Here is a 15,668-nt window from a genome sequence, read left to right on the forward strand (position 1 = left end):
TTTGTAACACAGACATGAACATTCGGGTAAAGGCCATAACTGGCAATGGCTTGTCATCGACATTGCAGGTCGCAGGCTATGGTACCTTCTATGTTGCCGTGTGCGTTTCACCTGTTATATTGGCTGATCACGAAACGGGAAAGCATCAATGACCGGCCATGCCGACAAAAAGTTGATCTTTAAGACATCCCCTGCGCGCCGCAATGGTGTCGCGGCGTTTTGTGCTGCCCCGAAAGTCGCTTTTTTCAAAGAGCGAACTTGACCTCATCCTGAAATTCCTTTTCTTGTGCGTTGCGCCCGCGTAAACATGCGGGTTCGAAATGTGCATTTCACTTGTATGCCCGCAGTTAAAACAGAGTTGAGCCAACCATGATTGCCCTGACCCTTCCCGATGGCGCCGTACGCGAATTCGACGGTCCCGTTTCGGGTTTCGATGTCGCAAAAAGCATCAGTTCTTCACTGGCAAAGAAATCCTTTGCCATCATCGTCAACGGCGAAGTGCGCGACCTTGCGCGTGAGATTGACACCAATGCGACCATCGAAATCGTGACCAAAGGGCATGACGAGGTTCTGCCGCTGATCCGGCACGACTGCGCGCATGTGATGGCCGAAGCCGTGCAGGAGCTTTATCCTGACACGCAGGTCACCATTGGCCCGTCGATTGAAAACGGCTTTTATTACGATTTCGCCCGCGAAACCCCGTTCACGCCCGACGATCTGGTCAAGATCGAAAAGCAGATGCACAAGATCGTTGAACGCAACGAGCCGATCGTGCGTGAAGTCTGGGACCGCAACGAGGCGATCAAGTTCTTCCTTGATAAGGGTGAGAACTATAAAGCCGAGATCATCCGCGACCTGCCGGAAACGGAAACCATTACCTGTTACCGCCAAGGTGATTTCATTGATCTTTGCCGCGGGCCGCATGCGCCGTCCACGGGTAAAATCGGTAAATCCTTCAAACTGATGAAGGTGGCCGGTGCCTATTGGCGTGGCAATTCGGATAACGCGATGCTTCAGCGCATCTATGGGACGTGCTGGGAAAGCAAAGAAGACCTTGATGCCTATCTGCATATGCTTGAAGAAGCCGAGAAGCGCGATCACCGTCGCCTTGGCCGCGAGATGGACCTGTTCCATATGCAGGAAGAAGCCCAAGGGTCGGTTTTCTGGCATGACAAGGGTTTGAAGCTTTATCGTAAGGTTGAAACCTATATCCGGGATCGTCTTGATGATGCCGGATATCAGGAAGTCCGCACGCCGCAGCTTGTTGATCGCGTGCTGTGGGAAAAATCGGGTCACTGGGAAAAGTTCCGCGAGAACATGTTCACCACCACCCCGGATGAAGATGATCCGGAGAAGGTTCTGGCGCTGAAGCCAATGAACTGCCCATGCCACGTTCAGATTTTCCGCCTGGGCAGCAAATCATATCGCGATTTGCCGCTGCGTATGGCGGAATTTGGCTGCTGTCACCGCAATGAGCCATCCGGCGGCCTGCATGGCATCATGCGTGTGCGTCAGTTCATTCAGGATGATGCGCATATCTTCTGCACCGAAGACCAGATCGTTTCGGAAACCAAGATTTTCTGTGACCTTCTGAAATCGGTTTACAAGGATTTCGGTTTTACCGACATTCTTGTCAAATTCTCCGACCGTCCGGAAGTGCGTGCCGGCTCAGATGAAATCTGGGACAAGGCGGAAACCGCCCTTCGGGAAGCCGCAGAAGAAGCAGGTCTTGCGCTTGAGATTAATCCAGGTGAAGGCGCGTTTTACGGGCCGAAGCTTGAATTTGTTCTGCGCGATGCGATTGGCCGTGACTGGCAGTGTGGCACGCTTCAGGCTGACTTTGTTCTGCCTGAGCGTCTTGACGCATCCTACATGGGTGAAGACGGTGAAAAACACCGTCCGGTCATGCTGCACCGTGCGATCCTTGGATCGCTGGAACGTTTCATCGGTATTCTGATTGAAAACTATGCCGGTCGCCTGCCCTTGTGGCTGTCACCGGTTCATGCGGTGATCTGCACGATTACCAATGAAGCAGATGACTACGCACATGAAGTCAAGGCGGCCCTTGCGGCCAAGGGGCTGAATGTCGAAGTCGACACCCGCAATGAAAAGATCAATTACAAGGTCCGCGAACACAGCCACGCCAAGATCCCGATGATCCTGGCCCTTGGTAAACGCGAAGCCGAAGAAAAAACCGCGTCCGTGCGCCGCATCGGGTTCAAGCATCAGAAAACCTTTGGCATTGATGAGATTGCCGAGGCGATGGCTGCTGAAATTCGTGATCGCGTCATCGAAGCGGATTTCTGATCCCTTCAAGTTGATCAGATGAAAACAAAAAACCCCGCGGGCCAATTGCTTGCGGGGTTTTTCTTTGTCTATTTCATTAACTGCCGACCCAGATCATGTGCCGGTTACTTTGGGTCTTGGGGCGGTAGTTTCGTATTGTGGCCCGCCCCTGACAGATCAATTTTTCCCGTCTGGTTCATGGTGGGTGCGGATTGATGTGCGCGTGCCTGACTGTAGGCTGCGGACGGATGACGGGCATTGCCAAAAACGTCACCTATAAAGCGCCAGATTTTTGGCACCAGCCAAATCAGCAACAAGACAAACACTGCGAACAAGACAAAGAAGACAACCGGATGGAACGCAACCGTATAGAGCGCGCCAAACACAGCGACGTCTTCTGTCACCGATGCAATGGTGTTTGTCACAGGTTCGGGCGATGTGTTGATCGCAGCCCGGCTTCCGGCCTTGGTAAAGTGGCTTCCGGCCGCAACGGTACCGCCAATCAGTAACGCAATCACCGTTTGGACATCCTCGCCCATACCAGCGTCAAGGCCACTCATGGCACCAGCAGCCAGAAGTGCACCGGCCGGGATACGGATGAAGGTGTGGATTGCATCCCAAACGCTGTCCACAAACGGGATTTTGTCGGCGATAAACTCGATCAGATAGAACAAAACGGCAAAGCACAAGACCCACCATGACGTCAGGATTTGAAGATCCGGCGGCAGGGTTATAAGGCCGAAATTATCCATCATGCCCAGTACGACAACGGTGCCATAAAGATTGATACCACTGGCCCAGGCACCACCCATTCCCAGTGCGAGTGTCTCGATTACCCCCAAAGAACTTGCCCTTTTAATGTCACGATTTTCACCAACAAGTGATTATGCAAAACTTCCCGTTGTGATAAATCACAAATCTGTTCCGTCCCATCGAACGTATTTACAAACTATAATGACCAATGAAAGGTACGACGATGACCCTTAGTGGTAAAACCCCAAAAATAATCATGACTGTTGCGTTCGCGATGATGTTTGCAAGCCCGATGGCGGCAACCAACGCGCTCGCAATGGGCAACTCGACCTCATGGGGTTCAGGAGACACCGATCTTTCCGCCGTTACCGAACTGGTCGATGGTGGCATGTATGACAAGGCTATCGTTACGATCAAGGAAATGTTGAAAGACGATCCTGAGAATGCCGATCTTTTCAACTACCTTGCTTACAGCCAGCGTAAACTGGGCGACTTTGATAGTGCCGCCCAAAATTATGAGCGGGCTTTGATGATCGATCCGGAACATGTTGGGGCGCTTGAATATCAGGGTGAGCTTTTCCTTCAGACCGGAAAGCCTGACATGGCAGGCGAAAACCTTGCGCGGCTTGAACAGATTTGCGGCATGTCTTGTGATGAATACAAGGAACTGTCGGCGAAAATCGCCAACTGAACAGGTCCTGATCCTAAGTCCTGATCGCGAAGATGTGTGCCCCCTATTCGTCAGGATAGCTTTTTATTTTTCTCAAGAGACGCCATGTAAAGGCCGTTTACGGGACTCTGGAGAACGATCAAGTTATGTCTGATACCATCATGCGCAAAAGCTATACGGTCGTGTGCGTGCGCACGACCGGACAGCCGATGGAACTCCAAACGGTCTCAGATTACGCAGCGGCGGTGAATTCCGCCAAAGAAGCCCTGACAAACAGTAAAAACACTGAAGTCCGCGTGGTGGAGAACAAATACGATTCTGCGACCCGCAAGGACAAAAAGCAGATCGTCAAAATCCTGACCCCGGCATCAAACGGGTCTGGCGGATCATCCGCCCGGAGAAATACCAAAGGTTCGCAGGGCGTATCGCGCGAAGTTGCCAATCAGGCAACCAAAGGCATCGTCTATATCGTGATTGCCGTCACTGTGCTGGTGCTGCTGGGCGGTATCCTCGTTCCGCTTGCGATGCGCTGATCAAAAAAAGCTGACATCATCCCACCCTGCCCTGACTCCGCCTTCCAATTTCATGTCATTTTCCACCTGATTGTTTCATCCCACTGATATTGCGGGACGCTTGACAGTGTCTGAAGCGCTTGCGACAGTTGTATTTCCCTGCAAAGGGCAATAAACATTGCGCATATGCAATTACAGTGATCATCAGGTGAAGTGTGAAAATCAGGTCTGCGACAACCACCTCTAAAGCATCGCGAAAACGGGTTTGGTTTACTGCCGCAGCACTTCTGCCGATTCTGGCGGCTTGCAGTTCATCGGATATGTCGGGATTCTGGTTTGAAAGCGATCCGCAAGCCAGATCAACATCGGCTGACATGCCGATGGAAACGCCGCCAGGCGAACGCGCAGCCCTTGATCGGGCGACCTGCGGGCTGTTCTTTGATCAGGATCATGTGCGTGATCAAGCGACAGAAACCGCATCGTCAACCGACATGCAGCCAATCTCGCTGGATGCCAGTCCGCAGGACAATCTCCTGCAAGCGATATCCTATGATCTTGATGGTCGTTACGACAATGCGCGCAAGCTTTATGTCTGGCTTACCGCGTCGTCACCCGATTTGAAGATTGATCTTGATTGCGGTCAGGGTATCCGCCTTTCGGGCAGCATCAACAGTCTGGCACAGCGTCGCCTTGTTGCCCTTGATCGTAGCAAACCGCAATTTGCCCGTTCCGCTGAGATCGATACAGTGGTCGCCGCCGCCACCGTTGCGCCCGGCCCTGACCTTCCCAATCCGCCACAGGTCGAACGCAACCGTGACTTTTATACAACGGGCGGCGTCGTTACCGCCGAGCCGGAAGACCGCGCATCCCCCACACCGCAGATGGAAATGAATGTCAGCGAAAACACGGCACGCCTGACATCTGTTGAGCGCAAAACACCCGCAGCCGCAGCTGCAACAAGAACATCGTCGGCCACACTCAATGCTGCCGCACCGGCGAAGGCGGCATCAAAGGCACCTGTTGCTGTTGTTACCCCGGTGCCTGTCCTGAAAGAAACGGCAAAACCGGCCCCAAAACCGGGCAGTTCGATGGCCGTTGAAACAATGTCGGCCCCGACCATTGCCGGGGATCAACAGGAAACAACCCATACCGGTGCCGTGGTTGCAACGAATGCGCGCCCCGTTGAACAGGGTGAACTTGAAATCACTGATAGTGCGCCCGCAACCTCGATGATCGAAGTGCCGATGGCATCCAAGGCACCAGCGACGGTCAATGATATGCCTGATGCCACACCGAAAGTCACGCCAACGCCAAAACCGATGCCAGTAGCGACCAAGCAGCCGACAACACAAAACGAGCCCTTAGTTGCGCCATCGGGGGTTGCGCCATCGGGTCCCTATTACGCGGTGCAGCTTGCAGCGTATCGCACACGTGAGCGCGCGGAATCTTCATGGTCGGTTTTTCAGTCACGATCAAATGGTGTTTTGACCAATGCCACACATGACGTTTCCACCATCGCAATTGAAGGCCAGGGACTGTTTTTCCGTCTGATCACCGGGCAATACGCCACCAACGATCAGGCCAGTCAGGCATGTACGGCACTTAAAAATCAGGGTGTCGATTGCCTTGTCCGGCGGATAACGCCTTAGTTTTTCGTCCGGTTGAAACTGCCGCACATGCGATGTGTTGGCGGCATACGGATCAAGAACAACCAAAAAAAATCACCGCTGACAAAGACACCGCGCGAACGGCGCCATATCTAACCTTGCTTGGCGTTGTGTTTGCCGCGCAGGCGCACCAACACATCCGGGCGCGTACGATGACCATGTTTTCGCAAGAAAGATGGCAGTCGCGACACCAGATATTCGACCTTTTGGTTATGGCGATAATGACGCCATCGCATCAACTGGATAAAGCGTCTGGTGCGTTTTGACCCGGCGGCCAGCATCGGAATCCCGGCAGCAATAAAAACCATACCGAAAAATGGTGGCGGCAAGGGCAAAAAGGCAACCCCGATGAGAAGACAGACGACACCGCCGATCATCAAAATCGTTGATTTTAAATGCTTTAGGCGCTGAACCATACAATTCCCTGATGACCGGCCCGATGACGGGCGACAGGTTTACAGCGCAGTATCATCGTCCGGTTTGCCCTTGCCAAAAGAACGTTCAAAGACATTTTACCAACAGGGGAATTGCTATTGCCGTGCTCTGGGTTACATTGCACATCAGAAACCCAAATTTGATCAGGTGACGAAGATGTTTTCCGGCCTTATGTCTGAAAAAGCCAAAATGCCAACTGCCGATACGGCCCTGCCCGGGCGCGACGAGGAAGTTCCTGTTGCAGACCGGCATGTTGTGACAGGAAACCCCATGACAGGCCCGTTTCCCGATGGTCTTGAAATGGCCGTGTTTGGCATGGGGTGCTTCTGGGGGGCCGAACGGCTTTTCTGGAAGGTTCCCGGCGTTTACACAACGGCCGCAGGATATGCCGGTGGCTATACAAAAAACCCGACATACCGCGAAGTTTGCAGTGGCATGACCGGCCACGCCGAAGTTGTTCTTGTCGTGTTTGATCCGACGGTGGTTTCCTATCCGTCGCTTTTGAAGGTGTTTTGGGAAAACCATAACCCGACCCAGGGCATGCGCCAGGGCAATGACATCGGATCCCAATACCGTTCCGTGATCTATACCATGAATGATGATCAGGCAGAGGCCGCGGAAAGTTCGCGCACACAGTACCTTGCCGCCCTTGGTAAAGCCGGCCTTTCCGAGATTACGACCGAGATTGCCGATGGCCAGACCTTCTATTACGCAGAAGACTTCCATCAGCAGTATCTGGACAAGAATCCGGATGGCTATTGCGGGATTAGCGGAACGGGCGTTTCCTGCCCGGGGATGTAAGAACACAGACCCCAAACCGATCCACACACGACAATTAGCTACTTGTAATACTCGACCATAGGTATATTCTTTCGCCGTCATCACGGTGAAAGAATATACCAAACGCTATGCCCGGTCCCTTTTTAGAGAACCGATATTTTGTCGCCCTGCTGATTTTCTGGTGCTTGCTGGGAATTTGGCTGTGCGGTGGTGCCCATGTCGTACTGGGGACCACTGAAACCTTGATGGTTTCTTCGGCATTCCCCTCATCCGTTGTTTTCTTTGTACTGACCGGACTTGGCATGATTGGCCTGCATCTTATCGTGCGCCGCAATGCCCGCGCCCGTGCAAGGTTCTTTGCGCGCCTGCCCGGTCTGGTTTTTCGGATCGACAAAGATGGCCTGATTGAATTTGCCTCCGAACAGGGTCTGGACTGGATTGGTGCCAATCTTGCGACAGACGGTCGTCCTGATCTTCGCGATCACATTCTTGACCATGCATCTCTTATAAACCTTCGGGAAAACGCAATTTCCTCCCAAGGCGACATCACGGTTGCGGAACTTCCGCTTACCACCAAGGAACACGAACAACGCTGGTTGCGGGTTCAGATGCGCGCCCTGCCGCCTTATACGTCCGATTGTCAGATTGATTGTATTGTCTGGGACATTACCGAACTGGTGCGCGAACGCAATTTACGCCGCGAAAGCCAGACCCGTCTGGAAACCATGGCCAATCTTTCCAACGAGGCTTTGTTTCTTCATGACAGGGGCAAATGCGTTGATGCCAACAATGCGGCGGAACGCATGTTCGGGTATGGGCGCACCGCACTTTTGGACCTTAGTGCGGCGGACATTATTTCATCTGAAACATTGCCGACCGTGACGGACAATATCCAGTCGGGTTATGACAAACCCTATGAGGCGATGGCCAAACGACACGACGGCAGTCAGTTCCCCTGCGAGATCAATGGGCGGAACGTGCTTATTGATGGCAAGACACTTCGCCTGACCAGTTTCCGTGACATTACCGAACGCAGAACCGCCGAAGAACAAATCCGGTTTCAGGCAAATCACGATGCGCTGACGTCGCTTCCCAACAGATATCTGTTCATGGATCGGCTGACATTCGCGATCAAGCTTTCGAAACGCCGTCGGGAATGCTTTGCGCTGATGTATATTGATCTGGATGGGTTCAAGACGCTCAATGACACGCGCGGCCATATCATTGGCGACAAAGTCCTGCGGGACGTCGCCGCACGGCTCAGTGCGAAGTTACGCGATGTTGATACGGTTGCGCGCATTGGCGGCGATGAGTTTACTGTCATCCTGTCGGGGTCAGAAACCCCCGAGGATGCCGAAATTGTCGCCAACAAACTGAAAGATGCCCTGACCTCAAGCCCGGTTGACCTTGGTCCGGACGAAGCGCCCTATCTTGTTACGGCATCCATTGGCATATCACTTTATCCCGATCACGCCGAAACCATTGACGAGCTTATATCGGCGGCTGACAGCGCGATGTATATGGCCAAGAAAAACGGGCGCAATACATTCCGGTTCGCCACCACCAAGCGGTCCGAAAACAGCTAGGCCCGACAGCCGGCTTTGCCGAAAGCGGGCGGAAGCAGGCCATCAATGCCAATCGGTTGTTAAACCGGAACCCCGCCATATTCGCGGCTAAGGTCGGCACAGACGCGCCGTACTTTTAAACCGAACTGTTCAATACGGTCATTGGGAATGCGTGCCGCAGGCCCGGACAGCGACAAGGCAGCAATCGGATTGCCGGTTTCGTCACGGACAACTCCGGCAACACAGCGCAACCCAACAGCGTGTTCTTCGTCATCAAGCGCGTAGCCAAGCTGACGGGACCGTTCCAGATCCTTTTTAAGGGCACCTGTGGTGACCAGTGTGCGTTCGGTGATTTTTGGCAGGCCGTGCTTTTCAATCACCGCACTGAGTTCTTCGTCTGGCAGGAACGCCAGCAAGGCCTTGCCCACGCCAGAACAATGCATCAATGCCCGGCGCCCCGGTGTGACAAGTGCGCGCATCATTTTGCGGCACTCGACCTGAGACAGGAAAATCACCTCTCCGCCATCGGCGACGGCAAGATTTACGGTTTCCCCGCTGTCTTCCATCAGGGCCCGCATATAGGGTCGGGCGATCTGGCTCAGATTGCGGTTTTTGGTAAAGGAATTGCCAACACTGAATGCCTGCACGCCAACGAACCACAATGTCCGTTCGCCATCAAACGCGACGTAGCGTTCGTACTGCATCGTGGTCAGCAATCGATGGGCGGTTGATGGGGGCAATTTAACCTGCCCGGCAATTTCGGTCAGCGTCATGCCGTCGTCGCTCTCGGCGAGCGCGTTGAGGATGCTTAATGCCCTGACCAGTGACTGTACCTGCTGCATGCAGCGTTATCTCCCTGACGTGGCCGTCGGTATGGGCCCTTATTTTACTTTTAGGTCGTGATGGTATGAAATCAGCCCGATGCTTGCACGGACTTTCGTCGCATCCAGACGAAAGTGGAATAACTGACCAGATAAACAGTTGCGATGCCAAACGCCGCCAACGTCCCAAGCTCAAGCCCCAAAACAGGATAGCCCAGCGACACGGTCAGGATATACACCCACAAAGCCCCCATGCCGCGCGGGAAATTACGGATCAGGGTATGAACCGGTCCCGTGCCATATGTGAAATGCAAGATCAGCATGATCGGATACAGCGTTACCGGGAACCCCGACAGTAACCCCGACCAACGCGGGCCGATCCATGCGGCAAGGCCACTAATGATCAAAACAATCAGTGACGCCAGAGCAGCGCGCAACAGCACAACGCTTTTTGTCAGGCGCACACGGTTCAGGATGCTTTCATTTTCGATTTTTCGAAACAGGATGAGGGCAATAAACATCGCCACCAGCAGAATGATCGCAGCCTGCGTCAAGGACATTTCGGTCAGCTGGAACAACCAGGACACGCCAAGGAAGGCGGCAAAGGCGCATAGCGAACACAGCAAGATTTGCGGCAAGACAGGAAGCGACGTGCAGCGGCGCGACGCCAAAAAATAGGCATATAGAAACGATAAGGTCGCGATCAGACCGGGAAAGGCATAGACCGCACTTTTACTGGCAAAATCGATCCCCTGCTCGATCCCGATGAAATAAAGCAGGATTGCCGTTCCCAGCGGATACCCGGCCAAGACACCGGCCACACGTGGCCCGGCACGTTCCGCCAGCATCGACAGGCCCAGCACCACGCCAATCGAAACTGCAAGCTTTGCCAAAATCAGCGCCAATCGAAGTTCTCCGCCATTCGCATCAAAAACAATTTATCGATAATCTGCTTATATCGCTATCGCCTTTGCGGGCATTAGACAAGCATGAACCATTTCAGGTGGTTCCCGTTGCAGGGCCAGGACATAAAAAAAACAGGCCCCCAAACAAGGGAGCCCGTTTTAAAACGTCGCACATAAAGTGCCCTGAATGCTATTTCACTGATTTGGGTGCCTGCACAATAACACCGCGCCAACCAAGCCCCTGATATGTTTCATAGCCGGGGGTCAACGCATAGGCGACAAGGGATTTATCCTCAAGAAGGTATGATCCGATTGCAGGATCATCGACCTTAAGGTCAAATTTCTCCGTGAGAACGCCCTTATCATCGGAGGCGGCCAAGATCCGATTGTGAACATCAATCAACAAGACCCGGGTGCGTTGACGTTCTTCATCATTGAAATTCAATGATTTTACGATCATGGGTGCCTGACTTTCCCAATCAAAAAACACACCCATAACACCAATAACCTCGCCATGTGCGGCACCATTCTTGCGCACAGCCGTGGCATATGTCGGGGTTGCGGCATCCCGAAGTTGACTGTTGCGCGCCACGTCGGCAACGGCATATTGCCCGCCGTCGCGACAGCGCAACGCATCCTGAAACCATTTCTGATCTGCGATATTTACACCTTTGAGGCGATACTCATTCGGACGTCCGTTGGCGATGATATTGCCATCACGGTCGGCAACCCAAAGATCAAGATAGACGGTACAGGAATCAAGGATCACGCCAGTCGTTCAGACGCGCGCGCCGCAATCGCATCATCATGCGCATGCTCACAAACATCGACCACGGCCGCATCCGTTGCCCACCAGCGGACATCACAGGATCGTTCGTACAGATTGCGATCCATCAGTTCGACCGCATAACGCGCAAGATCAGCAAACCGATCCCCGCGCGCGGTTTGTGCTGTCCGCTCAAGATCAAAGGCGAGATCGAGAAACATTTTCTCAAGCTCTTCGGTGATTATGGTGACGCGCTGCGAGATATCCTTGACCTCATTGGCGACAACCCCAAAGCCGCGACCAACATCACCGGCCCGGGCCGCCTCGATCAAGGCGTTCAGTGCCAGCGTTCGTGTTGCGCGCGTAACAGCCTTGATTTCGGTTATTTTTTCGTTGGCCTGCCCGGACATGTCCGTTGCCACCTGCAGAATTCTTTCTGGCATTTAAACCAAGCTCCTCGATGCACACCCGTCTCCTCCAGCTTTTGGCTTGTGTTTATTTTAATCAGCCATTTTTTCTGGTTATTTTATCAGCAGAAAAACTCTTAATGCAGTTATCACCAACCGTAAACAACCGATATATTCGCTGTCAGATCAGCACCCTATGCGACGTATGGATAGGTGAACGATCCAAACCGCAGAAGTGTTCATGTTCTCTTTGAAAATCGGAATAGACCAAGGGCGACCGTAGACGTCCGGATGGGGCGCCTTGATTAAACCGCGCCAACCGAAATGAAGTGCGTCACCCCATCCCACAGTAGCTTAAGCCCGGTCACAAAAAGCAGGCCATAGCAAACGCGGTAGAACACCACGACATTGACCTTGTCATGCGCCCAAAGCCCAAGCCATGTGCCAAACAGTGCAACCGGGATCAACAAGGCCGCCGTGCCAAGGTTTGAGGCATCAAACTGTCCAAGAAACCAGTATGGGATCAGCTTGACGTAGTTCACAACGATAAAGAACATTACCGTCGTTCCGACAAAGACTGATTTATCCATCCGTTGCGGCAATAAAAACATCGATACGGGTGGCCCGCCTGCATGGGCAACGAAGCTGGTAAAACCAGCCAACCCGCCAAGCACCGTGCCCTTGCCCCATGTCGCGGACTTGGGCGTATCGCCGGCATTCTTGCCGCGCAGCCAGTGATCAAGCGTAAAGATGATCGCGATGGCCGCAATGATCAGTTTTACCGCAGCAATGCTCAGATAGCTAAACGTTAAGGTCCCGATCAGAATGCCGACCAGGGCGGCCGGCACGAGGATCATCATGTTACGACGATCCCAGCGTTTCCGATAGGCCCAGACATTGGCGAGATCCATCATGCACAGGATCGGCAACATGATGGCTGCGGCGGCCTGCGGCGATACCGCAAGCGCCATCAAGGGAACGGCCATGACCCCCAACCCGCCGCCAAATCCGCTTTTCGATACGCCTGCAATCAGAACTGCGGGGATACCAACAGCATAAAAGAACGGGTCGGTGATGAATTCCATGGGGCTTCCTGTTTGGATCGGAGGGATGCAACACCCTGACGGGCATAGCAACACTGAGGATGGACGACGGCTTAAACCTCGGTCAGGCGCGGCATCAATTCAACGAAATTACACGGGCGATGACGGATATCGAGTTGATAGTGCAAAATATCATCCCACGCATCCTTGCAGGCGCCGGTTGAACCGGGCAGCGCAAACATATACGTCCCGCGACACACACCCGCCGTTGCGCGCGATTGAACGGTTGAGGTCCCGATTGTTTTAAACGAAAGCCAACGGAACAATTCGCCAAACCCGGGGATTTCCTTTTCATACAGCCGACGATGCGCTTCGACCGTCACGTCACGGCCGGTCACGCCGGTCCCGCCAGTTGTGATGATCACATCAACATCAGGCGCGTCGCACCAGGCGTCGAGTTGTGCCACAAGAGTGTCCTGATCATCGGGCAGGATTTTACGATCAATGACGCAATGCCCCTTCTGCACGATACGTTCGGCAAGAATATCGCCAGATGTATCATTTGATTGGGTACGGGTGTCGCTGACCGTCAGGACGGCAATATTAATCGATATAAACGCGCGACTTTCATCAATCCCAGCCAAGACCTGTCTCCCTTTTTGCTCGGTGCCCCGCCAACCTAGTACGCCCTGTCGCAAGCGCAAGAAATTTTGCGTATTTGGCCTGAAATCACCAAGACGGCGAATCATGAAGAAACAAAAACATACCCATTTCGGTTATATTATTATCAATCTGTCAGGTTTTAGACCACAATCACCAAACTATTTTGCATCACATAAATCGATAAAATATATGTTTAAAAACAGAATACTACGCACGCGATGATAACAGATAACTTTAAAAAATATCCGGAAATTGGTATTACCAATTATGGACTTCCTTGTCACTGTTCTTGAAGTGCAATATTTTTAGCCGTAAAAAGCGGTAACGAGATACCAATTTAGCGCCAGACGAACGATGCGCCGCACCGAAAACCAGACATTGGCAGGAAACAGAGGACACATCATGAGCGACTTGCTTTGGCAACCTGCGAAAGACCGTATCGAAAATGCGAATGTCACCCGCTTCCGCCGCTGGGTGAATGACAAGCATGGGCTCAACCTGCAGAGCTTCACGGCCCTGTATGATTGGTCGGTTGATGACATCGAAGCATTCTGGCCTGCCATTATTGAATATACTGGGCTTAAGGCAGAAAGCTGGGGCGAGCGCATCCTGATTGATGGCGACAAGATGCCCGGCGCACAGTTTTTCCCTGATGCGCGGCTGAATTTTGCTGAAAATCTGCTGGTGCGCGATGATGACAGCGATGCGCTGGTGTTCTGGGGCGAAGATAAAGTCAAATCGCGCATGTCCTGGGCCGAGCTTAACATCGCTGTTTCAAAATTCTCGCAAGCTTTGCGCGCAGAAGGTGTTGTCAAAGGCGACCGTGTATGTGGCTATATGCCCAACATGAGCGAAACCGTTGTCGCGATGCTGGCAACCGCGACCATTGGTGCGACGTGGTCATCGGCCTCCCCTGACTTTGGCGTACAGGGTGTCGTTGACCGGTTTGGGCAAATCGAACCGGCGATTATGATCACGGTAGATGGCTACCATTATAATGGTAAGCAGCATGACATCCGCGAAAAGGTCCGCGATGTTGTGGATCGCATCGATAGTCTCAAGAAGGTTGTCATTGTTCCTTATGCATTTGATGGCACCAACACCACCGGGATCCGCGGCGGCATTTCCTATGATGATTTCGTTGCGCCATTTCGTACTGAGAAGATCGTTTTCGAACAGGTCGCGTTCAACCATCCGCTGTATGTGATGTTTTCGTCCGGCACGACCGGAAAGCCGAAATGCATTGTGCATGGGACCGGCGGCACGCTTCTTAAACAGGTATCCGAACATGTTCTGCACTGTGATGTAGCGCCTGGTGACCGTGTGTTTTATTTCACCACATGTGGCTGGATGATGTGGAACTGGCTGATGGCGGGCCTGGCGGCCGGTGCGACCTTACTGCTGTATGATGGCTCCCCGTTCTATCCAAACGGCAACATCCTGTTTGACTATGCCGATGCGGAACGCATGACGCTGTTTGGCACCTCTGCCAAATATATTGATGCACTGGCCAAGGCCGACCTTAAGCCCCGTGAAACCCATGTCCTGTCAAGTGTGCGTGCGATGACGTCAACCGGATCACCATTGGCGCCGGAAAGCTTTGATTATGTCTATCGCGACATTAAAAATGACATTCATCTGGCGTCGATTTCAGGCGGCACAGACATACTTGGCTGCTTTGTGCTGGCCTCGCCTGTTCTGCCGGTTAAGCGCGGGGTTATTCAAACACGTGCCCTTGGCGTTGCTGTCGATGTTTTTGATGACGACGGCAAACCGGTTCGCAATGAAAAAGGTGAGCTGGTCTGCACCAAACCGTTCCCATCGATGCCGGTTGGTTTCTGGAATGATCCGGACGGATCGCGATATCACAGCGCCTATTTCGATAAATTCGAGAACATCTGGTGTCACGGCGATTATGTCGAACTTGATGATGAGGGCGGCATGGTGATTTACGGCCGATCCGACGCGACCCTGAACCCGGGTGGCGTTCGAATTGGCACCGCCGAGATTTATCGGCAGGTGGAAATGCTGCCTGAAATTCAGGAATTGATTGTCATTGGTCAGGAATGGGATAATGACGTTCGGGTGATCCTGTTCGTTGTGCTGCGCGAAAACAACGTGTTGGATACCGCACTTATCGACAAGATCAAGAAGCAGATACGGGCCAACTGCACGCCCCGCCATGTCCCTGCCAAGGTCATTGCCGTGGCAGACATTCCACGCACCAAGTCGGGCAAGATAACCGAGCTTGCGGTACGTGATGTGGTTCATGGCAGACCGGTTAAAAATCAGGAAGCCTTAGCAAACCCGACGGCACTGGAATTATTTTCCAATCTTGGTGAACTGAAAAGCTGAATTTCCCCCCCGCCCTAACCGGCGGGGGTTTCTTTTGGTC

The 15,668-nt window shown here is 53.0% G+C and carries 16 protein-coding genes; 7 read left to right on the plus strand and 9 right to left on the minus strand.

From position 1 onward, the window contains the following. The first annotated feature begins 369 nt into the window (after positions 1-369). Complete coding sequence (gene thrS / locus AC0VXT_RS10240; protein WP_475548509.1) at positions 370-2,307, plus strand: threonine--tRNA ligase; 1,938 nt, start codon at positions 370-372, stop codon at positions 2,305-2,307. A gap of 104 nt (positions 2,308-2,411) precedes the next feature. Here thrS and AC0VXT_RS10245 read toward each other — a convergent pair whose 3' ends face one another. Beyond that, positions 2,412-3,128 carry a DUF4126 domain-containing protein gene (locus tag AC0VXT_RS10245; RefSeq protein WP_475548510.1) on the minus strand — a complete coding sequence of 239 codons (717 nt, stop codon included), beginning with the start codon at positions 3,126-3,128 and terminating at the stop codon, positions 2,412-2,414. A 167-nt stretch (positions 3,129-3,295) separates the two neighbouring features. Between AC0VXT_RS10245 and AC0VXT_RS10250 the strand changes: the two genes are divergently transcribed. Next, positions 3,296-3,730 carry a tetratricopeptide repeat protein gene (locus tag AC0VXT_RS10250; RefSeq protein WP_475548511.1) on the plus strand — a complete coding sequence of 145 codons (435 nt, stop codon included), beginning with the start codon at positions 3,296-3,298 and terminating at the stop codon, positions 3,728-3,730. A gap of 125 nt (positions 3,731-3,855) precedes the next feature. Next, entirely contained in the window at positions 3,856-4,242 is a 387-nt protein-coding gene (locus tag AC0VXT_RS10255) for a hypothetical protein (protein ID WP_475548512.1), read from the plus strand. 55 nt (positions 4,243-4,297) lie between these two features. Here the strand turns inward: AC0VXT_RS10255 and AC0VXT_RS10260 are convergent, their stop codons facing one another. After that, positions 4,298-4,597 (minus strand): hypothetical protein, encoded by a 300-nt coding sequence (locus AC0VXT_RS10260; RefSeq protein WP_475548513.1) that lies wholly within the window; start codon positions 4,595-4,597, stop codon positions 4,298-4,300. Positions 4,598-4,601: 4 nt separating this feature from the next. Between AC0VXT_RS10260 and AC0VXT_RS10265 the strand changes: the two genes are divergently transcribed. Continuing rightward, positions 4,602-5,870 carry an SPOR domain-containing protein gene (locus AC0VXT_RS10265; protein WP_475548514.1) on the plus strand — a complete coding sequence of 423 codons (1,269 nt, stop codon included), beginning with the start codon at positions 4,602-4,604 and terminating at the stop codon, positions 5,868-5,870. 110 nt (positions 5,871-5,980) lie between these two features. Here the strand turns inward: AC0VXT_RS10265 and AC0VXT_RS10270 are convergent, their stop codons facing one another. Continuing rightward, positions 5,981-6,304: a hypothetical protein gene (locus tag AC0VXT_RS10270; RefSeq protein WP_475548515.1), complete on the minus strand. Its 324-nt coding sequence runs from the start codon at positions 6,302-6,304 to the stop codon at positions 5,981-5,983. A 175-nt stretch (positions 6,305-6,479) separates the two neighbouring features. On the opposite strand from AC0VXT_RS10270, the gene msrA reads away from it, so the two are divergent. Together msrA and AC0VXT_RS10280 are read left to right on the plus strand one after the other, a co-directional pair. After that, positions 6,480-7,124: a peptide-methionine (S)-S-oxide reductase MsrA gene (msrA, locus tag AC0VXT_RS10275; RefSeq protein WP_475548516.1), complete on the plus strand. Its 645-nt coding sequence runs from the start codon at positions 6,480-6,482 to the stop codon at positions 7,122-7,124. Between the two features lie 107 nt (positions 7,125-7,231). After that, positions 7,232-8,689 (plus strand): diguanylate cyclase, encoded by a 1,458-nt coding sequence (locus AC0VXT_RS10280; protein ID WP_475548517.1) that lies wholly within the window; start codon positions 7,232-7,234, stop codon positions 8,687-8,689. Positions 8,690-8,748: 59 nt separating this feature from the next. Here the strand turns inward: AC0VXT_RS10280 and AC0VXT_RS10285 are convergent, their stop codons facing one another. From AC0VXT_RS10285 to moaB, 6 genes are all read right to left on the minus strand, one after another. Further along, on the minus strand, positions 8,749-9,510 hold the full coding sequence (locus tag AC0VXT_RS10285; protein ID WP_101300309.1) for an IclR family transcriptional regulator: 762 nt from the start codon (positions 9,508-9,510) through the stop codon (positions 8,749-8,751). Positions 9,511-9,581: 71 nt separating this feature from the next. Beyond that, entirely contained in the window at positions 9,582-10,394 is an 813-nt protein-coding gene (locus tag AC0VXT_RS10290) for a hypothetical protein (RefSeq protein ID WP_475548518.1), read from the minus strand. 190 nt (positions 10,395-10,584) lie between these two features. Next, positions 10,585-11,163 (minus strand): cache domain-containing protein, encoded by a 579-nt coding sequence (locus AC0VXT_RS10295; RefSeq protein ID WP_475548519.1) that lies wholly within the window; start codon positions 11,161-11,163, stop codon positions 10,585-10,587. Next, positions 11,160-11,603 (minus strand): methyl-accepting chemotaxis protein, encoded by a 444-nt coding sequence (locus tag AC0VXT_RS10300; RefSeq protein WP_475548520.1) that lies wholly within the window; start codon positions 11,601-11,603, stop codon positions 11,160-11,162. Before AC0VXT_RS10300 ends, AC0VXT_RS10295 begins: the two co-directional genes overlap by 4 nt. Positions 11,604-11,872: 269 nt before the next feature. Beyond that, positions 11,873-12,652, minus strand: a complete 780-nt coding sequence (locus tag AC0VXT_RS10305) for a sulfite exporter TauE/SafE family protein (protein WP_475548521.1) — start codon at positions 12,650-12,652, stop codon at positions 11,873-11,875. A 71-nt stretch (positions 12,653-12,723) separates the two neighbouring features. Beyond that, positions 12,724-13,254: a molybdenum cofactor biosynthesis protein B gene (gene moaB, locus AC0VXT_RS10310; protein WP_475548522.1), complete on the minus strand. Its 531-nt coding sequence runs from the start codon at positions 13,252-13,254 to the stop codon at positions 12,724-12,726. Between the two features lie 421 nt (positions 13,255-13,675). Between moaB and AC0VXT_RS10315 the strand changes: the two genes are divergently transcribed. Continuing rightward, on the plus strand, positions 13,676-15,628 hold the full coding sequence (locus AC0VXT_RS10315; protein ID WP_475548523.1) for an acetoacetate--CoA ligase: 1,953 nt from the start codon (positions 13,676-13,678) through the stop codon (positions 15,626-15,628). Positions 15,629-15,668: the final 40 nt, after the last annotated feature.

This window comes from Thalassospira sp. Z349TD_5, from assembly GCF_056173045.1.